Source organism: Streptomyces sp. NPDC057137, assembly GCF_042670825.1.
Classification (GTDB): domain Bacteria; phylum Actinomycetota; class Actinomycetes; order Streptomycetales; family Streptomycetaceae; genus Streptomyces.
Genome location: NZ_JBHUUW010000005.1, coordinates 64,853 through 85,749, shown reverse-complemented (window position 1 = coordinate 85,749; position 20,897 = coordinate 64,853). Strand labels below are relative to the sequence as shown.

General features: G+C 70.5%; 22 protein-coding genes. 11 read left to right on the top strand and 11 right to left on the bottom strand.

The genetic code is table 11. From position 1 onward, the window contains the following. Positions 1 to 15: 15 nt before the first annotated feature. The 5 genes from ACFT9I_RS06425 to ACFT9I_RS06405 form a co-directional block, all read right to left on the bottom strand. The gene (locus ACFT9I_RS06425; RefSeq protein WP_382561394.1) at positions 16 to 783 is read right to left on the bottom strand and encodes a DJ-1/PfpI family protein; all 768 of its coding nucleotides are present in this window, start codon (positions 781 to 783) and stop codon (positions 16 to 18) included. Further along, positions 780 to 1,784, bottom strand: a complete 1,005-nt coding sequence (locus ACFT9I_RS06420) for a GlxA family transcriptional regulator (protein ID WP_382561392.1) — start codon at positions 1,782 to 1,784, stop codon at positions 780 to 782. The genes ACFT9I_RS06425 and ACFT9I_RS06420 overlap by 4 nt, the downstream gene beginning before the upstream one ends. Before the next feature lie 132 nt (positions 1,785 to 1,916). Next, the gene (locus ACFT9I_RS06415) at positions 1,917 to 2,459 is read right to left on the bottom strand and encodes a hypothetical protein (protein ID WP_382561390.1); all 543 of its coding nucleotides are present in this window, start codon (positions 2,457 to 2,459) and stop codon (positions 1,917 to 1,919) included. An 85-nt stretch (positions 2,460 to 2,544) separates the two neighbouring features. Beyond that, positions 2,545 to 3,231: a response regulator gene (locus ACFT9I_RS06410; RefSeq protein ID WP_382561388.1), complete on the bottom strand. Its 687-nt coding sequence runs from the start codon at positions 3,229 to 3,231 to the stop codon at positions 2,545 to 2,547. Continuing rightward, a complete protein-coding gene (locus ACFT9I_RS06405; protein ID WP_382561385.1) occupies positions 3,228 to 4,433 on the bottom strand; it encodes a sensor histidine kinase in 1,206 nt (401 codons plus the stop codon). The genes ACFT9I_RS06410 and ACFT9I_RS06405 overlap by 4 nt, the downstream gene beginning before the upstream one ends. A 264-nt stretch (positions 4,434 to 4,697) precedes the next feature. Between ACFT9I_RS06405 and ACFT9I_RS06400 the strand changes: the two genes are divergently transcribed. From ACFT9I_RS06400 to ACFT9I_RS06390, 3 genes are all read left to right on the top strand, one after another. Beyond that, on the top strand, positions 4,698 to 5,174 hold the full coding sequence (locus tag ACFT9I_RS06400; RefSeq protein WP_382561383.1) for a helix-turn-helix domain-containing protein: 477 nt from the start codon (positions 4,698 to 4,700) through the stop codon (positions 5,172 to 5,174). A gap of 17 nt (positions 5,175 to 5,191) precedes the next feature. Beyond that, complete coding sequence (locus ACFT9I_RS06395) at positions 5,192 to 5,827, top strand: hypothetical protein (protein WP_382561381.1); 636 nt, start codon at positions 5,192 to 5,194, stop codon at positions 5,825 to 5,827. Positions 5,828 to 5,951: 124 nt separating this feature from the next. Next, positions 5,952 to 6,299 carry a DUF2516 family protein gene (locus ACFT9I_RS06390; RefSeq protein WP_382561634.1) on the top strand — a complete coding sequence of 116 codons (348 nt, stop codon included), beginning with the start codon at positions 5,952 to 5,954 and terminating at the stop codon, positions 6,297 to 6,299. Between the two features lie 58 nt (positions 6,300 to 6,357). Here ACFT9I_RS06390 and ACFT9I_RS06385 read toward each other — a convergent pair whose 3' ends face one another. The 3 genes from ACFT9I_RS06385 to ACFT9I_RS06375 all read right to left on the bottom strand — a co-directional run bounded on the left by ACFT9I_RS06385 (position 6,358) and on the right by ACFT9I_RS06375 (position 10,172). Continuing rightward, positions 6,358 to 7,635 (bottom strand): PP2C family protein-serine/threonine phosphatase, encoded by a 1,278-nt coding sequence (locus tag ACFT9I_RS06385; RefSeq protein WP_382561380.1) that lies wholly within the window; start codon positions 7,633 to 7,635, stop codon positions 6,358 to 6,360. Positions 7,636 to 7,956: 321 nt separating this feature from the next. After that, a complete protein-coding gene (locus ACFT9I_RS06380; RefSeq protein ID WP_382561378.1) occupies positions 7,957 to 9,132 on the bottom strand; it encodes a C40 family peptidase in 1,176 nt (391 codons plus the stop codon). Positions 9,133 to 9,287: 155 nt separating this feature from the next. Continuing rightward, positions 9,288 to 10,172, bottom strand: coding sequence for a class I SAM-dependent methyltransferase (locus tag ACFT9I_RS06375; RefSeq protein WP_382561377.1), 885 nt, complete (start codon positions 10,170 to 10,172; stop codon positions 9,288 to 9,290). 205 nt (positions 10,173 to 10,377) lie between these two features. Here ACFT9I_RS06375 and mshA point away from each other — a divergent pair, with 205 nt between their 5' ends. The 3 genes from mshA to ACFT9I_RS06360 all read left to right on the top strand — a co-directional run bounded on the left by mshA (position 10,378) and on the right by ACFT9I_RS06360 (position 14,123). Then, positions 10,378 to 11,721 carry a D-inositol-3-phosphate glycosyltransferase gene (gene mshA, locus ACFT9I_RS06370; RefSeq protein WP_382561375.1) on the top strand — a complete coding sequence of 448 codons (1,344 nt, stop codon included), beginning with the start codon at positions 10,378 to 10,380 and terminating at the stop codon, positions 11,719 to 11,721. Continuing rightward, positions 11,714 to 12,313, top strand: coding sequence for a YbjN domain-containing protein (locus ACFT9I_RS06365; RefSeq protein ID WP_382561373.1), 600 nt, complete (start codon positions 11,714 to 11,716; stop codon positions 12,311 to 12,313). Before mshA ends, ACFT9I_RS06365 begins: the two co-directional genes overlap by 8 nt. 100 nt (positions 12,314 to 12,413) lie before the next feature. Beyond that, positions 12,414 to 14,123, top strand: coding sequence for a glycosyl hydrolase family 28-related protein (locus ACFT9I_RS06360; RefSeq protein ID WP_382561372.1), 1,710 nt, complete (start codon positions 12,414 to 12,416; stop codon positions 14,121 to 14,123). Between the two features lie 6 nt (positions 14,124 to 14,129). On the opposite strand, the gene ACFT9I_RS06355 is transcribed toward ACFT9I_RS06360, so the two are convergent. Then, positions 14,130 to 15,458, bottom strand: a complete 1,329-nt coding sequence (locus tag ACFT9I_RS06355) for an MDR family MFS transporter (protein ID WP_382561370.1) — start codon at positions 15,456 to 15,458, stop codon at positions 14,130 to 14,132. Between the two features lie 157 nt (positions 15,459 to 15,615). On the opposite strand from ACFT9I_RS06355, the gene ACFT9I_RS06350 reads away from it, so the two are divergent. The 3 genes from ACFT9I_RS06350 (at position 15,616) to ACFT9I_RS06340 (ending at position 17,440) form a co-directional block, all read left to right on the top strand. Beyond that, positions 15,616 to 16,377: a phosphoglyceromutase gene (locus tag ACFT9I_RS06350; RefSeq protein ID WP_382561368.1), complete on the top strand. Its 762-nt coding sequence runs from the start codon at positions 15,616 to 15,618 to the stop codon at positions 16,375 to 16,377. A gap of 227 nt (positions 16,378 to 16,604) precedes the next feature. Beyond that, the gene (locus ACFT9I_RS06345) at positions 16,605 to 17,120 is read left to right on the top strand and encodes a DUF6232 family protein (protein ID WP_382561366.1); all 516 of its coding nucleotides are present in this window, start codon (positions 16,605 to 16,607) and stop codon (positions 17,118 to 17,120) included. Further along, positions 17,117 to 17,440, top strand: coding sequence for a hypothetical protein (locus ACFT9I_RS06340; protein ID WP_382561365.1), 324 nt, complete (start codon positions 17,117 to 17,119; stop codon positions 17,438 to 17,440). The genes ACFT9I_RS06345 and ACFT9I_RS06340 overlap by 4 nt, the downstream gene beginning before the upstream one ends. 98 nt (positions 17,441 to 17,538) lie before the next feature. Here the strand turns inward: ACFT9I_RS06340 and ACFT9I_RS06335 are convergent, their stop codons facing one another. Together ACFT9I_RS06335 and phoU are read right to left on the bottom strand one after the other, a co-directional pair. Then, complete coding sequence (locus tag ACFT9I_RS06335; RefSeq protein WP_382561363.1) at positions 17,539 to 17,688, bottom strand: hypothetical protein; 150 nt, start codon at positions 17,686 to 17,688, stop codon at positions 17,539 to 17,541. A 233-nt stretch (positions 17,689 to 17,921) separates the two neighbouring features. Then, complete coding sequence (gene phoU / locus ACFT9I_RS06330; RefSeq protein WP_078076550.1) at positions 17,922 to 18,602, bottom strand: phosphate signaling complex protein PhoU; 681 nt, start codon at positions 18,600 to 18,602, stop codon at positions 17,922 to 17,924. Between the two features lie 277 nt (positions 18,603 to 18,879). On the opposite strand from phoU, the gene ACFT9I_RS06325 reads away from it, so the two are divergent. Further along, entirely contained in the window at positions 18,880 to 20,142 is a 1,263-nt protein-coding gene (locus tag ACFT9I_RS06325) for a sensor histidine kinase (RefSeq protein WP_382561361.1), read from the top strand. After that, entirely contained in the window at positions 20,139 to 20,819 is a 681-nt protein-coding gene (locus ACFT9I_RS06320; RefSeq protein ID WP_189110519.1) for a response regulator transcription factor, read from the top strand. Before ACFT9I_RS06325 ends, ACFT9I_RS06320 begins: the two co-directional genes overlap by 4 nt. The last annotated feature ends 78 nt before the right edge of the window (positions 20,820 to 20,897 follow it).

Sequence of the window (20,897 nt, the reverse complement as noted above, 5' to 3'; positions counted from 1 at the left end):
ACGGGGCTTGGCCCGTCACACCTGCGACTCGGCGAGCAACCGCAGTGCCAGTTCCTTGAGTTGGGGGTCGGCGTCCGCTGCGTTGCCGGAGTCGAACGGGGGCTGCGGGTCGTATTCGACGGCCAGTTGGATCGCCTTCGCCGTGGTGTCTCCGGCGATCAGGGACGCCAGGTACAGGGCCATGTCCAGGCCCGCCGAGACCCCGGCCGCCGTGACGATCTTTCCCGAACGTACATAGCGCTCCGGCACATAGGTCACATCGAACTCGGACTCCAGATAGCCGGCGGAGGCCCAGTAGGTCGTCGCCCGGCGCCCGTCCAGCAGACCCGCCGCCGCCAGGACGAGCGTTCCTGTGCAGACGGAGGTCGTCCACCGGCTGTGGCGGTCGATTCGGCGGATCCAGGTGAGCAGCGCCTCGTTCTCCATCGCCCCCACCGTGCCGCGATTGCCGCCGCCCGGCACCAGCAGGACATCGAGGCGATCGACCTCGGCGATGGAACGGTCGGCCATCACGGCCACGTCTCCCGTGTCCGTACGGACCGGTCCTCGGCGCTCCGCGATCATCGTCACCGTCGCGCCCGGCAGCCGGGACAGCACTTCCGCGGGGCCCGTGGGGTCCAGCAGGCTGTAGCCGTCGTACAACAGGATGCCGATGGCCGGCCCCTCGCCGGCCCGCCGCTCGGCGTGTGCGACCCCGCTCTGGGTTGTGGCACCGGCGGCGGCGAGTGCGGCGGTGGCCACGGTCCCGCGGAGCAGAGTCCTGCGTGTCGTCGAATTCGTCATGACACGGGAGTCTTCTGTCCCGACGGGACGCGCGCCCGCGGCATGTCCGGCATCCTGCGAATCCTGTCCCCGCTGATTCCGTAGTGATCCAGGAACGCCTGCCGCAGCGTCTGCGCCGACCCGAACCCGCACCGCCGGGCTATCGCGGCCAGCGACAACCCGCTGGACCGCACCAGATGCGCCGCCGCTTCCGTACGGGCCGCCCGTACCGCCCTTGTCGGAGTCGTGTCGAGATGCTCGGTGAACAGACGAGTCAGATGCCGGGGGCTCACCCCCGCCCGAGCCGCCAGCGTCCCGGGCGTCAGGTCCTCGGCCAAGTGGCCGGCGATGTAGCCGCTGAGGTCCCGCACCAGCCGGTCACCCGGCGGTGGGGCGGCCAGGAACATGCTGATCTGGGCCTGATCGGCGGGCCGGTGCAGGTACGAGACGAGTTCACGGGCGACGGCGCGGGCCAGCGTCGGCCCGTGGTCGTCCTCGATCAGGGACAGCGTCAGGTCGAGCGCGCTGGTGACCCCGGCGGAGGTGTAGACGTTGCCGTCACGGATGTAGAGCGGCCCCACGTCGACGGCCACCGCGGGATGGCGGGCGGCGAGTTGCTCCCCGTACCCCCAGTGGGTCGCCACCCGCCGATGGTCCAACAGCCCGGCGGCGGCGAGCACGTAGGTGCCGGTGCAGACGGAGGCGACGCGCCGGCTGCGCTCGGCCAGCCGCCGTACCTGCGCCAGCAACCGTTCGTCCGCGGCGGCGCGCTCGTACCCGACCCCGCCCACGACCATCAACGTGTCCAGCCGCCCGGTCACCGCTTCCAGCGCTCGCCCCGCCCCGAGCACGATCCCGGCCGAACTACGGGCGGCACGGCGGCCGAGGGTGGCCAGCTCGATGGCGTAGGGCGGGGCCGCGCCGTACCGGTTGGCGATGTCCAGAGCGCCACTGGGGCAGGCGATGTCGAGAATCTGCGCGTCGTCGTAAGCCACGAGGAGGACGCGCCGCTGGTTGTCCATGGGACTGGATACCACCACGAGGTGCGGACATGAGGGACCTCCGTGCTGATCATGCGTGGGTGGGGTGTTGAGCACGATGAGCTGTGGGTTCGGTACGCGGGTCGAGCGCCGTGCGGCGGGCTGTTTCGCGGCTCAGACGTAGGCGCCCGGGCGGTGGGCCGGCTTGTTCGCATCGCGGTCGGCCCGTGCCTGCAGCAGCTGGCCGCGGATGACGATCGTGCCCAGGCGGACGACGACCTCGCCGACCGCCATCAGGAGCAGGGCGACGACCCAGGCCTGGCCGCTGGTGATGTTGTGCGCGGCGGAGAAGCTGGTCAGGTGTGCGGCGCCGGAGGAATGCGTGGACCACACCGCGAAGCCCAGGCGGAAGCCCATGCTGATGATCCAGAGTGCGGCCGCGCCGCGGGAGGCCTTGATCAGCACGTGCCCGTCGGCGTGCCGGACGCGGGTGAGCAGACCGCCGGCGAGGCCGAAGACGACCCCGGTGGCCGCGAAGATCACGGCCAGCGGCACGTCGTTGCCGGCGGTCGGGATGTCGGTCAGGTAGTTGCCGGCGGCCCAGGCGATCATGCCGAGCGGGAGCAGGATGGTGCGGGTGGTCAGCCGCTCCTCGCGCATCTGGCGAAGAACGATGAGCAGGAGCGCGATGTCGATGAACCAGTCGGTCGTTGTCATGTCTCAGAGCATCTGCCGACGCGCCCCGAACTCCTTCAACCCAGGGTTGTAACCCGGGTGGAGGTCCGGGTTGAAGTCCGCGCCGCTACTGCTCGGTGTTGTCGACCAGGCCGAAGCGCCAGGCCCAGGCGATCAGCGCGCCGCGATCGTCCAGCGCCAGCTTGGCCAGGACGTGGTTGAGGTGCGTTTTCACCGTCGCCTGGCTGACGACCATCTCGCGCGCCACCTGCCGGTTGTTCAGCCCCTTCGCCAGGAGCCGGACGACGTCGACCTCCCGCCTGGTCAGCCCCTCGGCCTCGGGAGGAAGCATCGCCGGCGAGGACGCGGGCGTGGCGGCGGGCGCCTTGGGCTCCGTCACGACGAGCTGTACGAGCCGCCGCTGCACGGCCGGGTCGAGGACGGTCCGACCGGCCGCCACGTCCCGGACCGCGGCCAGCACCGCCTCGCCGGTCGCGTCCTTGGTCAGGTAGCCGAGTGCGCCGGCCCGCAGCGCGGGCATCACCGCGTCGTCGTCGGCGTACGTCGTCAGGATCAGCACCCGTGTCTCGATGCCCGCCGCCAATACCTCGGCCGTCACCTGCGCGCCGTCGAGCCCGGGCATTCGCAGGTCGACGAGGGCGACATCGGGCCGCTTCGCCACGGCGAGCCGCACCGCCTCGTTCCCGTCGCCGGCCTGCCCGACCACCTCGATGTCCTCCGCCGAGGTCAGCAGCAGCACCACCCCGTCCCGCACCACCGCCTGGTCGTCCGCGACCAGCACCCGAATTGTCACGCGTCATCCTTCCCGTCTGCCGTAATGCCGCCGGCGTCCTCCACGACCGGCACACGGAGCGCGATCCGCCAGCCCGGTCCCTCGGGCGCGGGTCCGGCGGTCAACGAGCCGCCGACGGCCTCGATCCGCTCGGCCATGCCGCGCAGCCCCGTGCCGCTGCCCTGTACTCCCGACGGGCCGCGACCGGCCGGCAGCCCACGGTCCCGCACGACAGCGCGCATCTCGGAGCCCTCCCACGCCAGGTCCACGTCGATGGCACTACCGGTCGCGTACCGCGCAGCGTTCGTCATGGCCTCCTGCACCGCCCGGTACACCGCGTGCCCGGCCTCGGGTGTGAGCCGACCGGCCGGGCCGCTGACGCGCAGCCGCGCCTCGCCCGGAAAACTCCTGGTCAGGCCGTCGATATCGGCCACGCCCCGGAGCGGTACGGAACGCAGCGCACCCACCGCCGCACGGGCCTCCTGCACTCCGTCGCGCGCCAGCTCGGCGGCGCGGTCCAGCGGCGCGGTCAACGTCGCCGGAGCGTTGTCCCGCCGCGCGATCGCCCTGATCGCCTGCAACTGCATGGACAGTCCGGCGAGGCTGTGCGCGAGCACGTCGTGCAGCTCGTGGGCGATCCGCCTCCGCTCCTCAAGGGCCGCCGCCTCCTGCCGGGATGCGCGGGACGCCTCCACTTCGGCCAGCAGCGCGACCGCGCGGTCCCGCTCGGCCTGGAGCGCGGCCCGCTCGATCGAACGGTCGGCGAGCAGCCACACGCCGACGGCCGACAGCAGGCCGGCCACGCTGCCGAAGATCACCATGATCGCGACGCCGAAGCCGACCGCCAGCAGCGCGACGCAGGCGGTGCGCACCGGCCCGGCCGGGATGCACCTCGGCAGCACGGCGGCGCCTGCCAGCACCGGAACCTCGCCGAGCCCGTCGGGCACGAGAGCCATGATGGCGAAGCCGGTCCCGATGGTCAGCGCGACGCCGAACCAGGTCAGCGGCGTCGGCAGGGCCCGGCCACTGAGCACGAGGCCCAGCTCCGCGCAGAGCCCGAGCACGGCGACGACGACCTTCAGCGCCGCCCCGTCAGCCGCGATCACCGAGACCACCACGCAGGCGATCAGTGCGCCCGCGCCGATCACGTCACCACGCTCGAAGATCCGGCGGCGGTCGGGATCGGCCGGGGACCGGATCGTGTCGGGCCACATACTCACCATTCCCGCGCTCCGTTCGCCATCGGTCGGCTTCTGCCGTCCGCGCACCGCGCGTCTCACACGTAACTGCGGCTGCGTCGAGCACGACCGACGCGGCGCACCCACGGCCGGCGGCGCACGGCGGCGAGCATATACGTGGCGTGGGCACGTGCCTTGCCGCGCCCGGTGCCAGATATCGCTGCGAGTCACGCTCGGTCACCCTGTTGCATGGAACACTTTTGCAAGCGGGTGCTTGCAATAGTTAGCAAGAGGGGGCAGCCTGGAGTCATGGCATCACTCAACGTCGGCAATCTCGGTGAGTATCTGCGCGAGCAGCGGCGCAACGCGCAGCTGTCGTTGCGGCAGCTCTCCGAGGCCGCCGGGGTGTCCAATCCGTATCTCAGCCAGATCGAACGCGGTCTGCGCAAGCCGAGCGCGGACATCCTGCAGCAGCTCGCCAAGGCGCTGCGGATCTCCGCCGAGACGCTGTACGTGCAGGCCGGGATGCTCGACGAGCGGGAGCGCGAGGAGTTGGAGACGCGTGCCGTCATCCTCGCCGACCCGTCGATCAACGAGCGGCAGAAGCAGGTGCTCCTGCAGATCTACGAGTCCTTCCGTAAGGAGAACGGGCTCGGGACGACGAACACGGAAGCGACGGTGACCGCGGAATCGGCCGGTAAGGGCGCCGGTACCGGTAGCGGGGACGCCGACGGGGACACGTCCGGTACGGCCGGCGGCGGTGCTGTCACCCCACCCTCACACTGATCCGGAGGAACACAGTCATGGCCATCGCCGATGACCTGCGCAAGACGTTCAGCGACCCGACCCCTCTCTACTTCGCGGCCGGTACGGCGGATCTCGCCGTCGAGCAGGCCAAGAAGGTTCCCGGGCTGATCGAGCAGCTCCGCGCGGAGGCCCCGGGCCGTATCGACGCGGTACGCAACGCCGACCCCAAGATCGTCCAGGACAAGGTCGCCTCGCAGGCCAAGGAAGCGCAGACGACCGTTCAGTCCAAGGTCACCGAGGTGCTCGGGTCGCTCGACACCGACCTGAAGAAGCTCGGCGAGACCGCTCAGGACCTCGCGCTGCGGGGCGTGGGCGTGGCCGCGGAGTACGCGGTCAAGGCCCGTGAGACGTACGAGAAGGTCGCCGAGCGCGGCGAGCAGTCCGTACGGACCTGGCGGGGCGAGGCCGCCGACGAGATGACGGAGATCGCCATCGCCGTCGAGCCCGAGACGAAGCAGGCCGCCAAGCCGGCTCCCGCCAAGTCGACGGCCAAGCCGGCTCCCGCGAAGCCCGCGCCCGCCAAGGCGAAGCCGGAGGCCAAGGCCACCGGTGCCAAGCCCGCCGCGCGCAAGACGACCGCCACGCGCAAGCCGGCCGCGGCCAAGAAGGCCACGCCGCCCGCGAGCAAGTAGAAGCGAGCAGGACGAGCGAGAGTACGTCGGCCAATACAACGGTCCGGGCACCACAGCGGTGTCCGGACCGTTGTACGGGTACCTTGGCGGCACATGATTCGGACAGAAACGGGCGGTGGGCAACGTGTTGATGGCTGGCTTCGACGGGCTTGTGGCTCTGCTGAGCATCCCGCTGACCGTGTTCGGCGCCTTCGCGCTGGTCGACGCGTTCATCCGGCGTGAGGACGCCTTCCGCGCCGCGGACAAGCAGACCAAGCCGTTCTGGCTGATCATTCTCGGCATCGCCCTCGTGGTGAGCCTGATCTTCCCGCTGCTGTCCTTCCTGCCGATCATCGGGCTGATCGCGATCATCGTGTACTTCGTCGATGTGCGCCCCGCGATCAAGCAGGTCGGCGGCGGTGGTGGCCGCAGTGGCCGCAGCGGTGGCTCCAGCAGCGACGGGCCGTACGGGCCGTACAACGGCGGTCGTTGAGCGGGGCGGGTCGGGCTGAGCGGGCCAGGCCCGTGAAGTACGTCCGCTGCGTCAGACCTCAGGCGGTGACCGCCCGCTCCGCCACCCGCCCGCGGTCCAGCAGCAGTACGGCCACGTCGTCCGTCAGCTCGCCGCCGTTCAGCTCCCGCACCTGAGCCACCGCGGCCTCCAGCAGGTCCTCGCCGCTCAGGCCCAGCGTCCGCAGGCCAGTGATCATCTCGACCATGCCCTCCTGGCCGAGCCGCTGCTTCGTCCCCGCCCCGACGCGGCCCTCTATCAGCCCGTCCGTGTACATCATCAGACTCCACGCCTCACCCAGCTCGACCTCCCGGCGCGGCCAGCGGGCGCGCGGCAGCAGGCCGAGCGCGGGGCCGCCCTCGTCGTACGGCAGCAGCTCGGGCGCCCGGCCGGCGCGGACGACCAGCGGGGACGGGTGGCCGGCCAGGCAGAGCCCAGCCCGCCGGCCGTCGGGCGCGATGTCGACCGTGCAGAGGGTCGCGAAGATCTCCTCGCTCTCCCGCTCGTGCTCCAGGACCTTCTGGAGCGTCGAGAGCAGAATGTCCCCGCTCAGCCCGGCGAAGGTCAACGCCCGCCAGGCGATCCGGAGTTCCACACCCAGCGCGGCCTCGTCCGGGCCGTGGCCGCAGACGTCGCCGATCATCACGTGGACCGTGCCGTCGGGCGTACGGACCGTGTCGTAGAAATCGCCGCCGAGCAGCGCGCGGGAGCGGCCGGGCCGGTATCTGGAGGCGAAACGCAGATTCGACCCCTGGAGGAGCGGTGTGGGCAGCAGCCCGCGCTCCAGCCGGGCGTTCTCCTGCGCCCGCAGCCGGGACTCGGTGAGCTGGCGCTGCGCGACGTCCGCGCGCTTGCGTTCGACGGCGTAGCGGATGGCGCGGTTCAGCAGCCGGCTGTCCAGCTCGTCGCGGAAGAGATAGTCCTGCGCGCCCACACGCACCGCCGCGGCGGCACGCTCGCTGTCGCCTTCGGCGGCCAGCGCGAGAACGGCGTGGCGGGGCGCGAGCCGCAGCACATGCTTCAGCGGAGCCAGGCCGTCGCCGTCGCCGTCGTAGCGCCCCGGCAGCGCGAGGTCCACGAGGATGCACTGGATGTCGTCGGTGAGCAGCCGCTCGGCCTCGGTGAGGTTGCGCGCGGTGCGGATACGGACCCGGGTGCCCGCCGCGTCGGGAAGTTCCGGTGCGCTGAAGGTGCCCGCGGGATCGTCCTCGATGACGAGGAGTGTGAGGTCGCCGCCTCCGCCGGAGGTCTCCGGGGCGGGCGCACTCTCGACTGTCGAGGCGGTGCGCTGTCGCGGCACCGGTACAGGTACGGCCATCGGTCTGTGAGTCCTTCCCTCCCCCCGAGGGCACGGTGAAACGCCGATCGACGCCCCACCGACCGGGACCATAGCGGTAGCCGACGCCCGAAAGGAATGGCGTACGGAACGCCGTACGGAGGAGATCCCGCGCCATATGCCGCTTCCCGCCACGCATCCGGCACGATCGGCCCGCCGAAGCGGCCAAAACGGCCATGACAAACATCACGTGGAGAGGGAGGGGCCCACGGAGAGGACAGGCTCCGACTTGTCCGGACCTGCCTGTCCGGACCTGCTTGCCGCGTCCTGCTTGCCGCGTCCTGCTCGGGTCCTGCTCGGGTCCTACTTGTCCGGCCTGACGACCCCGAGGATCAGCATCGAGCCCGCCCCCGTCAGCGTCACCTGCCGGCCCGGCCGCGGTGCGTGGACGATGGAGCCGTCGCCCACGTACATGCCGACATGGCTCGCGTCCTGGTGGTAGATGACCAGGTCGCCGGGCCGCATCTCCGAGACGGGGATACGGGGGAGCAGCCTCCACTGTTCCTGCGAGGTGCGGGGGATGACCTTGCCGGCCGCCCGCCACGCCTCGGAGGTCAGCCCCGAGCAGTCGAACGACGCCGGACCCTCGGCGCCCCACACGTACGGCTTGCCGATCTGCGCCGTCGCGTACGCGATCGCCTTCTTGCCCTGGGCGCTCGCCTTGCCGTTGATGTCCTTGAGCGCGCCCGATCCCAGCCAGGCCTCCTGCGCCTTGGCCACGTCCTGCTGCTCCAGCATCAGCAGCCGGTCGCGCTCCTCCTTCTCCAGCCCCGCCTCGATCTTCTTGGCGGCCTTTATCTTCTCGTTGATCTCCTTCTTCGCCTTCGCCTGCTTGACCCGGCTCGCTTCGAGCTTGGTCCACTCGGCGCCGGCCTTCTTCGTGTACGAAGTCAAGTCGTCCTGCGCCTTGGTCATTTGACCGAGGAGGTCCTTGGTCGCCTTCTGGCCCCGCTGGACGCGCCCCGCGCCGTCGAGGAAGAGCTGAGGGTCGTCGGTGAGCAGCAGTTGGGCCTCGGGCGGCAGTCCGCCCGCGCGGTACTGCGCGCGGGCCGCGGCGCCGGCCTGGCGCTTGAGCCGGTCGATCCGGACCTGGCCGTTGACGATCTCGCTGGACAGCCTGACCAGTTCGGCCGACTGGTTGTCGGCGCGCTCCTCGGCGAGGTTGTACGCGTCGGTGGCCGAGGTCGCCTGGCCGTACAGTCCGTCGATCTTCCGGCGCACCGCTTCGAGCTTCGAGTCGTCCGCGCCGGAGGACTTGCCGTCCGCCCCCGGCGGCAGGGTGCGGTCGAACGGCCGGGGCGCCACCGGCGGGTCACTCGGCGAGGCGGGGGACGACGGGGAGGCGGGAGAAGCCGGGGACGCAGGGGAGGCCGGAGACGCGGGAGCTGCGTACGCCTGGTTCAGCAACGCCGGTGACGTGAGCACCGACAGAGCGCAGACGACCGTGATCGCGGCTGTGACACAGCGGCGTCGGTTCACAAGCTCCCCCTCCGGACTTCGGACGAATACATCTGACTTACTGTCAGTAACTGTTCTCCGCCGACGCGATCGTGCCATGCCCACCCCCGGAACGACAGGGGGCAGCGCCTGTTCACACGGCCGCGTCTACCCGTCAGGGACGAACGACCCGCCGTTCACGTTCCCTTGAACGCATCCGTTTCGTTGGAGTTCGGCGCCAGAGCACTCCACTCCACCGTCACTTCACCCTGCCGCCATCTGCTCCTGCCGCCGCCGGCCGCCGGGCCGGCCAGCGGCCAGTCCGCCGACAGATCCTCCACGGTCCTGATCCACCGCTGCCGGGCGCCGAGCGAGGCGTACGGGGCCGCCGCCGCCCACGCCCGGTCGAAGTCCCGCAGGAACGCGTGCACCGGCTCGCCCGGCACGTTGCGGTGGATCAACGCCTTCGGCAGCCGCTCCGCCAGGTCCGAAGGACGGTCGAGCGAGCCGAGCCGGGTGGCGAAGGTGACCGTGCGCGGGCCCTCCGTACCGAGGGCGACCCAGACATGGCGCCGCCCGATCTCGTCGCACGTGCCCTCGACCAGCAGGCCGCCGGGCGCGAGCCGGGCACGGAGCCGGGTCCAGACCGCCGCGACCTCGCTCTCGTCGTACTGCCGCAGGACGTTCGCCGCCCGAATCAGCAGCGGTCTGCGGCCGTCCGGGGAGCGCGGGTCCGGGCCCGGCCCCGGGGGCAGCGGGATCTCGAAGCCGCCGTGTACGAAGCTGAGCCCGTCCTCTTCGTACGGAAGCGCCGCCGCGACCCGCGCGGGCTCGATCTCGACGCCGACCACCTCGGTGCGCGGCTCGGCCGCCCGCAGCCGCCGCAGCAGCTCGACGGCGGTCCAGGGCGCGGCGCCGTACCCGAGGTCGACCGCGACGGGGTCGGCCGAGCGGCGCAGTACCGGCCCGTGCACAGCGGCGATCCAGCGGTCCATGCGGCGCAGCCGGTTCGGGTTGGTCGTGCCGCGCGTGACCGTGCCCAGGGGGCGGCGGCGGGGCGAGGAGGGCGGGCGCGCGGGCATGCCGGTGAGCCTAACGACGCGACGGACGGTGACGAACGGCGGCGGGCAGCCCACGCCGGCGCCGACGAACCCGCGCCCAGGGTTGAGCAGTAAACGGCAACGATTCGGCAAAGCCGGAAATGAAGGGGCGCGTTCCGGTGTTGTCGCGTCCCAGAGGGTCCCCACACCCTCCCCTAGTCATGCTCCGAGCGAGAGGTCAGTCGACGTGAGCCAGTACGTGTCCAGGCTTGCCGGCACCCTGGTGTCACCACCCCGGCTCCGGATCCCCGGCCACCCCCGCAAACCGCGGCGCGTGGCCATGCTCAGCGTCCACACCTCCCCGCTGCACCAGCCGGGGACCGGCGACGCGGGCGGCATGAACGTCTACATCGTCGAGCTGGCCAAGCGCCTGGCCGCCATCGACATCGAGGTCGAGATCTTCACGCGATCGACCACCGGCGGGCTGCCCCCCAGCGTGGAGCTGGCGCCGGGCGTGCTCGTACGGCATGTGGACGCCGGTCCGTACGAGGGCCTGGCCAAGGAGGAGCTGCCCGCGCAGCTCTGCGCCTTCACGCACGGCGTGATGCAGGCCTGGGCCGGGCAGCGCCCCGGCTACTACGACCTCGTCCACTCCCACTACTGGCTCTCCGGCCATGTCGGCTGGCTCGCCGCCGAGCGGTGGGGCGCGCCCCTCGTCCACGCCATGCACACGATGGCCAAGGTCAAGAACGCCTCGCTCGCCGAAGGTGACACCCCCGAGCCCGCGGCCCGCGTCATAGGCGAGACGCAGATCGTGCGCGCCGCCGACCGGCTGATCGCGAACACCTCCGAGGAGGCCGACGAACTCGTCCGCTTCTACGAAGCGGATCCCGCGAAGGTCGCCGTCGTCCACCCCGGCGTGAACCTGGACGTCTTCCGCCCGGCCGACGGCCGCGCGGCGGCGCGCGCCCGCCTGGGGCTGCCGCAGGACGCGTTCGTGCCGCTCTTCGCCGGCCGTATCCAGCCGCTCAAGGCCCCGGACGTCCTGCTGCGTGCCGTTGCCGTCCTGCTGGAGCGATGTCCGGGCCTCCGTAAGAGGATGGTCGTCCCGGTCGTGGGCGGCCCGAGCGGCAGCGGTCTGGCCAAGCCCGAGGGGCTGCACAAGCTCGCGGCCAGGCTCGGTATCGCCGATGTCGTACGGTTCTGCCCGCCGGTCGGCCAGGAGGCGCTCGCCGACTGGTTCCGCGCGGCGTCGGTGCTGGTCATGCCGTCGTACAGCGAGTCCTTCGGCCTCGTCGCCATCGAGGCGCAGGCGGCGGGGACCCCGGTGGTCGCGGCCGCGGTGGGCGGTCTCCCGGTGGCCGTACGCAACGGCCAGACCGGCTTCCTGATCCCCGGCCACGAGCCGGAGGCGTACGCCCAGGCCCTCGCCCGCTTCATCGACCGGCCCGAGCTGGTGGACCGGATGGGACTGGCGGCCTCGCGGCACGCGCAGTCCTTCGGCTGGGACACGGCGGCGTCGGCGACGGCGGACGTCTACACGGCCGCCGTGCATGATCACCGAGGTCGCGTACGCTCGCACCATGGCTGACGAAGCGCGAGCCGAGGCAAGCGACACCGCCCACGCCACCCAAGCCACTCGGGCCGACCACACCACCCACACCGCCGACAGCGCCCAGGCCGCCCACCTCGTGGAACAGAGCCTGAAGGCCGCCGCGCTCGCCTCCGGTCTGGAGTGGGAGAGCCCCGAGCCCGGCTCCTTCGTCGTCACGCTCCCCGGCACCCGCAAGCTCTCCACGACCTGCTCCCTGCGCGTCGGCCGCCACTCCCTCTCCGTCAACGCCTTCGTCGTCAGGCACCCGGACGAGAACGAGGGGGCCGTCCACCGCTGGCTGCTGGAGCGCAACCTCAAGCTGTACGGGGTGGCGTACGCGGTCGACCGGCTCGGCGACATCTACCTCTCCGGCAAACTGCCGCTGTCCGCCGTCGGCGAGGACGAACTGGACCGGCTCCTCGGATCCGTACTCGAAGAGGCCGACGGATCCTTCAACACACTGCTGGAGCTGGGGTTCGCGAGCGCGATCCGCAAGGAGTACGCGTGGCGGGTCTCCCGTGGCGAGTCCACGCGGAATCTCGATGCCTTCACGCATCTGACGCAGCGCCCCGAACGCCCGTCGAGCTGACCGCCCGGCATCCTCTGCACGACTCTTCCCTCTCTCCCTCGCACCGTGGCATGCTCACGATGACCGCAGACCTGAACTGAGTTCATATATGTGGAGGTTGATGAGTGTGGGGAACGTTCGACGGACCATCAGCAGACGGGCTCTGCTCACCAGTGCCATCGCCGTGGCGGCGGCCGGTGCCGCGAGCGGTTCCGCCTCTGCGGCCGTGCCGCGAGCGCCCCGGTCACCCCGGTCACCCCGCGCCCCGCGTATCTCCCCGCTCTGGCGTGAGTTCACCGAGTCACCGTTCACCCACCCCCAGATCCCCTACGTCGGCCGGGCCGGCCAGCGCGCCGGGTCCGAGCGCTTCCCGCGCCCCCGCGTGGTCGCCGACGTCCGCGCGTACGGCGCCAAGAGCGACGGCTCCGCCGACGCGGCCCCCGCCATCAACCGCGCCATCGCCGAGGCGGGCAGGCGCGGCGGTGGCACGGTCCTCGTCCCGGCGGGCACCTACCGCATCGACGACATCATCCGTATCTCGCACAGCAACGTGGTGCTGCGCGGCGCGGGCAGCAAGCGCACCAAGCTGTACGCGACGAAGAACCTCACCGAGCTGATCGGCCCGTACGGCAGCCGGTTCGGCGGCGACAAGTCGAGCTGGTCCTGGGCGGGCGGCCTCATCTGGCTCGCCCCGGAAGCGCGGCTCAACTCGCTCATCGAGTCCATCAAGGCGAAGAAGTGGCCCCTGGAGGGCTGGACGGGCAACGAGCGCACGGAGTTCGAGCCCCTCACCGCCGTCGCGCCCGCCCGCCGCGGCGATCTGACCGTGACCGTCGACGACGCGTCGAGGATCAAGCGCGGCGAGATCGTCCTCTTCCGGGTCGCCGACGACGCGGACCACACGCTCCTGGAGCACATGTCGGGCGGCGGCCCGGCGACGGAGGCGTACGACTGGTCCGACAAGTCGAAGCTGCTGAGTTACGTGCCGTACGAGTGGCCCGTGCGCGTCACCTCTGTAAGAGGACGCCAAGTCACCCTGGAACGACCGCTCCCGGTGGACATCCGCCCCGAGTGGAACACCATGATCACCACGCTCGTCACACCGCTCACCGGCTCCGGTGTGGAGGGGCTTACGCTCGAAGCGGTCGAGACGCCGCAGTCGCCGCACCTGCTGGACAAGGGCCACAACGGCGTCACCTTCCAGTGCGCGTACGACTGCTGGGCGGACGACGTCACCGTCCGGCACTGCGACAACAGCTTCGGTCTCGTCGCCGCCTCCGCCTGCACGCTGCGCCGTACCCGGGTGGAGGGGCGCGGCTCGCACCATCCGTACTTCTGCCGCGAGGCCTCGCACGACAACCTCGTCGAGGACTTCTTCATCGGCGCGCGGACCGTCCCGGCCCCTGCGGGCACCCAACTGCACGGCATCAACGTCGAGGGCCTCTCCAGCTACAACGTCTGGTCGCGCGGCGTGATGGAGATGGGCACCTTCGACACCCACCGGGGCCTGCCGTTCGCCAACCTCCGTACGGAGATCACGCTCGACAACAACGGGACGCACGGCGGCGACGCGTCCGCGGGACCGCTGTACGGGGCGCGGTTCACCCACTGGAACGTCACTGTCCAGAACGAGCGGGCCGGTCTGATCAAGATCGACGGGATCGCGCCGTACAGCGTGACGGCCGGCATCAGCGAGGTGCGCGAGTTCGGGCAGATCGATGTCCCGGACTTCAAGGGCGAGTTGAACACCCGGCTGGAGGCGTACGGCACGCCGCAGGACCTGCGGCCGAGCAATCTGTACGAGGCGCAGCGCGGGCTCAAGGTGCGCTGAACGCCCCTACGGGACAGGTGACTTCGCCACATCCTCCCGCCCCGGCGCCGGCTCCGTACGCGAGCCGGCGTCGGCATCGGCGTCGGCGCCGGGGTCGCGGTCGAACCCGACGTCCACGCCCTCCTTGGGAAGCCCCCGCATCAGCAGCCAGTACCCACCGGCGGCCAGCGTCCCCAGCACCGCGCAGATGCCCCACAGCCAGTCGGCGCCGTAGTGGTCGATCACGAAGCCGGACATCAGCGGGGCGACCAGACCGGCCACCGCCCACGACATCGTGTACATGCCCTGGTAGCGGCCCCGCCCGTGGACCGGCGAGAGCCGGACCACGATGCTGGTCTGCGTCGGCGCGTTGATGATCTCGGCGAACGTCCACACGCACACCGCCAGCGCGTAGACGGCCAGCGACCCGGCGAAGGCCGTCAGCCCGAAGCCGTACCCCGCCAGCGCCGAGGAGAGGATCAGCAGCCTGCGGGTGTCACGGTGCTCGATGAAACGGGTGACGGGGATCTGGAGCGCGACGATCAGCACGCCGTTGAACGCGATGATCATCCCGAAGTCGGAGCTGCTGAACCCGTCCGTGCCCATCGCGACCGGCAGTCCCACGAACCCCTGCTGGAAGATCAGCGCGACCAGGAACGACAGACCGACCACACTCATGAAGCGGCCGTCCCGCAGGACGGTCCGCATCCCGACCTCGGGCTCGCTCTTCCCGTCCACCAGGACGCGCTCGGGCCGGGACTCGGGCAGTTTGAGGAAGATCAGTACGGCGCAGGCCAGCGTCATCGCCGCCTCGCCCAGGAAGCCGGCGAGATAGCTGAACTCGGCGATGAAGCCCGCCGCGACCGACGAGATCGCGAACCCCAGGTTGATCGCCCAGTAGTTGAGCGAGAAGGCCCGCACCCGGTCCTCGGGCTTCACGATGTCCGCCATCATCGCTTGGACGGCGGGGCGCGAGGCGTTGGAGGTCATACCGACGAGGAACGCGACGCCCGCGATGGCGGCCGGATGCTGCATGAAGCCGAGCAGCGCGACCGACGCGGCCGTCGACGACTGCGCGATCAGCAGCGTGGGCCGCCGCCCGAGCCGGTCGGTCATCACGCCCGCGCCGACCGAGGAGACGACACCGCCGAGGCCGTGGAGCGAGGCGACGAGACCGGCGTACGACGCCGAGTAGCCGCGCTCCATGGTCAGATACAGCACCATGAAGGTGGCGACGAAGGCGCCGAGCCGGTTGACCAGCGTGCTCGTCCACAGCCACCAGAACTCCCGGGGCAGCCCCGAGACACTCCGTCTGACGCTCTCGCCCGTGGCGCGTCTCAGTCCGGCGATGGACATGCGTCATTCCCCCGAGGTGCCGCGGACCGGCCCGCGGGGGCCGGTCCGGCGGTGTAAGTGGCCGACTGGTCAACCGCAACTTACGTACGCGCGTCCCTCGGCCACCAGTCAATTGACGGCAGGCGTCAATCGGAAACGTTCGATTAGGCTCGGGCCCATGGCCGACGCACCGTACAAGTTGATCCTCCTCCGCCACGGCGAGAGCGAATGGAACGCGAAGAACCTGTTCACCGGCTGGGTGGACGTCAATCTCACGGACAAGGGCGAGAAGGAGGCCGTGCGCGGCGGTGAGCTGCTGAAGGACGCCGGTCTGCTGCCCGACGTCCTGCACACCTCCCTGCAGAAGCGCGCGATCCGCACCGCCACGCTGGCGCTGGAGTCCGCCGACCGCTCCTGGATCCCCGTCCGCCGCTCCTGGCGCCTGAACGAGCGGCACTACGGCGCGCTCCAGGGCAAGGACAAGGCGCAGACGCTCGCCGAGTTCGGCGAGGAGCAGTTCATGCTCTGGCGCCGCTCGTACGACACCCCGCCGCCGGAGCTGGAGGACGGCACCGAGTTCTCCCAGAGCGACGACCCGCGCTACGCGACGATCCCGCCGGAGCTGCGCCCGCGCACCGAGTGCCTCAAGGACGTCGTCGTCCGCATGCTGCCGTACTGGTACGACAGCATCGTCCCGGACCTGCTGACCGGCCGCACCGTCCTGGTCGCCGCGCACGGCAACAGCCTGCGCGCGCTGGTGAAGCACCTGGACGGCGTCTCGGACGCGGACATCGCGGGCCTCAACATCCCCACGGGCATCCCGCTCGCCTACGAACTGGACGCCGACTTCCGCCCGGTCAAGACGGGCGGCACCTACCTGGACCCGGACGCGGCGGCGGCGGCGATCGAGGCCGTGAAGAACCAGGGCAAGAAGAAGTAAGCATTCACCTGTCGTCACAGCCCCCTGCCGCACGGATTCTCCGCGCGGCAGGGGGCTTTTCGTGTTCCCCTTTTCGTATTCCCGGTGGTCACTTGCGTTAACTCCTGTCCCAAAGGTCGGCGCACCGCCACGACCAGTGAAAATACGTGCCGCGGAGTAATGCGATTTCCTGGCGAAGAGAGCCCCGGTGGAGGATCCTGAATCTCCATCGCAGGGGGGTACGCACGGTGTCGTACAAGAGCGAAGACATCCAAGTTCAAGTGAGCCGACGTGTGTTGTGGGTGGGCAGTCAGGCCTATCCGCTGCAGAACATCGCACGGGCGTCGACCCTGGAGACGTTCGTCAATCGCGGGGCCGCGATATGGGCCTTCGTCAAAGCCGTTCTGAGGTGGGGAGTTCTGGGCGCGATCGGCTGGGCGGCGTTGAGCCTCGGCGGTGATGACACCTCGGACATCAGGATCGCGATGATCGCGGTCGTCCTCGCCGTCCTCGCCTACAAGCTGTTCACGCTCGTCCGCGTCCTGTCGACGCCCACGCTCTACTCGTTGGTGATCGAGACCGCGGGATCGCCCAATCACGCACTGACCAGTGACGACAGGGATCTGGTCATCCGAATCGTGCACGACATCATGGGCGCGATCGACAATGCCGAGGCGGCGTTCACCTACAACGTGAAGCACTATCACGGTGATGTGATCAAGCAGACCGGGGACCGCAACGTGGGGAAGCAGGCGACGACTTGAGTACGAACAACTACTACGGGGACTCCGTCGAGCAGCACGGTGACGGCAACATCGGCATGATCAAGAATTCGGCGCCGGCCGACCCGCAGGTGGCTTTCCGCGAAATGATCGCGGCGGTGCAGATTCTGCGGGGACAGGTGAATCCCGCGGACCGCGCCGTGATCGACGAATCCCTGAACGAACTCACCGCGGGCGACGGGGACGAGGGCCGTTTCCGCCGGGCTCTGGCCGGGATCGCCGGGGTGGCGACGATGGTCGGCGGGGTGGGCGTCCCGGTGGTCGAGGCCGTGCAGCGGGTCGCGGCCGCCTTCACGCAGTAGCGGTACGGCGGGCGGAGCCCGTCGTACGTAAGCGGGGCCGTACGTAGCAGGGCCCGGTCCGGGTGGAGGTCCACCACCGGACCGGGCCCTTGTCCATGTCAGCCGCAGCTGCCCCCGCAGGCGCACGGCGCTCCCGACTGGCAGCCGCAGCCGCAGCCCGAGCCGCAGCCGCAGGCGCCGAGGATCGGCAGCCGCACCCGCTCGCCAGGTGCTTCCTGCTGGGTATCGGTCATGGGGGACTCGGCCATGGGTTCCTCCTCGAAGGGGTGCACGGGCGTACGGGGTGGCGTCTGCGCCCATTGCATCCCCCGGGTGGCGGGCGCATCAACGGCGCATGCGCGCAGGCGCCCCCCAATGCCACCCCGATACGCCCCCCTGCGCCCCCGACCGACAAGCCAACTGCCGAGCCGACCGACAGGCCAACCCGACAGGCCCACCGCCAGGCCGACCGCCGAGCCGGCGCGGCCGGCCGTCAAGGCCGTCAGGCGCCTTCGACCGGCGCCTCCGCCTGCTGGATCTCGTCCGCGTGCTCACCCGTCACCAGGTACACGACACGCTTGGCCACCGACACCGCGTGGTCGGCGAACCGCTCGTAGTACCGGCCGAGCAGCGTCACGTCCACCGCCGTCTCGATGCCGTGCTTCCAGCGGTCGTCCATCAGGTGCTGGAACAGCGTGCGGTGCAGCAGGTCCATCTCGTCGTCGTCCTGCTCCAGCTGAAGCGCCAGATCGACGTCCTTGGTGATGATGACCTCGGCCGCCTTCGCCATCAGCCGCTGCGCGAGCTGCCCCATCTCCAGGATGGTCGCGTGCAGGTCGTGCGGCACGGCGTTGACCGGGAAGCGGAGCCGCGCCAGCTTGGCGACGTGCTGCGCCAGGTCGCCCGAGCGCTCCAGGTCCGCGCTCATCCGCAGCGACGTCACCACGATCCGCAGATCCGTGGCGACCGGCTGCTGCCGCGCCAGCAGCGCGATGGCCCTGGCCTCCAGGTCGTGCTGGAGGTCGTCGACCTTCTGGTCGCCGGCGATCACGCTCTCGGCGAGCTTCAGGTCCGCGTCGAGCATGGACGTGGTGGCGCGCCCGATCGCCGACCCGACCAGTCGGGCCATCTCGACCAGGCCCTCGCCGATCGAGTCAAGTTCCTCGTGGTACGCGTCCCGCATGGGTGTCCCTCTCTGGATTTTCCTGCTGGTGATCCGGGGTGTCCGAGTACGTCGAAAGGCCCCCGAACAGCACTGTCCTCGTCGTACGGACGCCGACTGACCGCCAGGGGTCGGGGGCTGTCGCACCCCCACGCTCCCACGTTCGGCCCGTCAGGAGTCCGGATGCTCCCTCCCAAGTGAACCGGCACTTTCTCCACGGTGAACTCTGGGCGACGAGTGTTCGAGGAGACACCTGTACGGCTGGGAGAGTGTCCCCTACCACGCATAACCTGGATGCATGGACGTGAACGCGGCAGTCGCCGCATTGGCAGCGATCGCCGGGGCCTGTACCGGCGTGATCGCCATGCTGGCGTTCCGCTGGAGCGAGCGCGACCAGGCCAGGCCCACCCGTAGCTCACTGCATACGGAGGCCGGGCTTCCACCCGGCGTCGACACCGTGCTCTCCGTTCTCCGCTCCTCCGCCGTCGTGCTCGACGAGAGCGACTCGGTGGTCAAGGCCAGCTCCGCCGCGTACGCGCTGGGCCTGGTCAGGGGCGGCAAACTGGCCGTCGACCCGATGCTGCACATGGCACGCGACACCCGCCGCGACGGCGAGATACGCCAGGTGGAGCTGGATCTGCCCCGGCGCGGCACCGGCCGCGGCGAGGCCCTGGCCGTATCGGCCCGGGTGGCACCGCTCGGCTCCCGTCTCGTCCTGCTCCTGGTCGAGGACCTCACGGAGGCGCGCAGGATCGAAGCGGTCCGGCGTGACTTCGTGGCGAACGTCAGCCATGAGCTGAAGACCCCCACCGGGGCGCTCTCCCTGCTCTCGGAGGCCGTCATGGACGCCTCCGACGACCCCGAGGCGGTCACCCGCTTCGCCGGCCGTATGCAGATCGAGGCGACCCGGCTCACCAATCTCGTACAGGAACTCATCGACCTCTCGCGGGTGCAGAACGACGACCCGCTGGAGGACGCCGAGCCGGTACGGGTGGAGGAACTGGTCGCCGAGGCCATCGACAGGTCCCGGCACGCCGCGTCCACCAAGCAGATCACCATGGCCGCCGGTGGCGCCGCCGATCTGCGAGTCTGGGGTAACCGCGGCCAGCTGGCCGCCGCCCTCGGCAATCTCGTCGAGAACGCCGTCAACTACTCCCCGGCCCGCACCCGTGTGGGCATCGCGGCCCGGCACGTGGCCGTACCCGGCGGGGATCTGATCGAGATAGCCGTCACCGACCAGGGGATCGGCATCTCCGAGAAGGACCGCGAGCGCGTCTTCGAGCGGTTCTACCGTGTCGACCCGGCCCGTTCCCGGGCCACCGGTGGTACGGGCCTCGGCCTGGCCATCGTCAAGCACGTGGCCGCCTCGCACGGCGGGGAGGTCACGATGTGGAGCTCCGAAGGCCAGGGCTCCACCTTCACCCTGAGGCTCCCAGAGGCGGGCGCCGGACGGGACCGCACACCCACCGGCCCGGACGAAGTCGCCCAGCGCCGCTTTCATCACGACGTCAACGATCTTGACCAATCGACTGAGATCCCTGCCCCGGAGGTCCTTCCGTGACCCGAGTGCTCGTCGTCGAGGATGAGGAATCCTTCAGCGACGCTCTTTCCTACATGCTCCGCAAGGAAGGCTTCGAGGTCGCCATCGCGACCACCGGGCCCGCGGGGCTCGACGAGTTCGAACGCAACGGCGCCGATCTCGTCCTCCTCGACCTGATGCTGCCCGGTCTGCCCGGCACCGAGGTGTGCCGGCAGCTGCGCGGAAAGTCCAATGTCCCGGTGATCATGGTGACCGCCAAGGACAGCGAGATCGACAAGGTCGTCGGCCTGGAAATAGGAGCCGACGACTATGTGACCAAGCCCTTCTCCTCGCGGGAGCTGGTGGCGCGCATCCGCGCGGTGCTGCGCCGCAGGGGCGAGCCGGAGGAGGTCGCGCCGGCCGCGCTGGAGGCGGGGCCGGTCCGGATGGACGTGGACCGCCACGTCGTGACGGTCTCCGGCGGCAAGGTCGACCTGCCGCTCAAGGAGTTCGACCTCCTGGAGATGCTGCTGCGCAACGCGGGCCGCGTGCTGACCCGTATGCAGCTGATCGACCGGGTCTGGGGCGCGGACTACGTGGGGGACACCAAGACCCTCGACGTCCACGTCAAGCGGCTGCGGGCCAAGATCGAGCCGGATCCGGGCGCGCCGCGGTATCTGGTGACGGTGCGCGGTCTCGGCTACAAGTTCGAGCCGTAAACCGCGAAACCCCACCCGTCGTGTGTACGAGGGCGCCGCACCGGAATCCCGGTGCGGCGCCCTCACACGTACGACCGC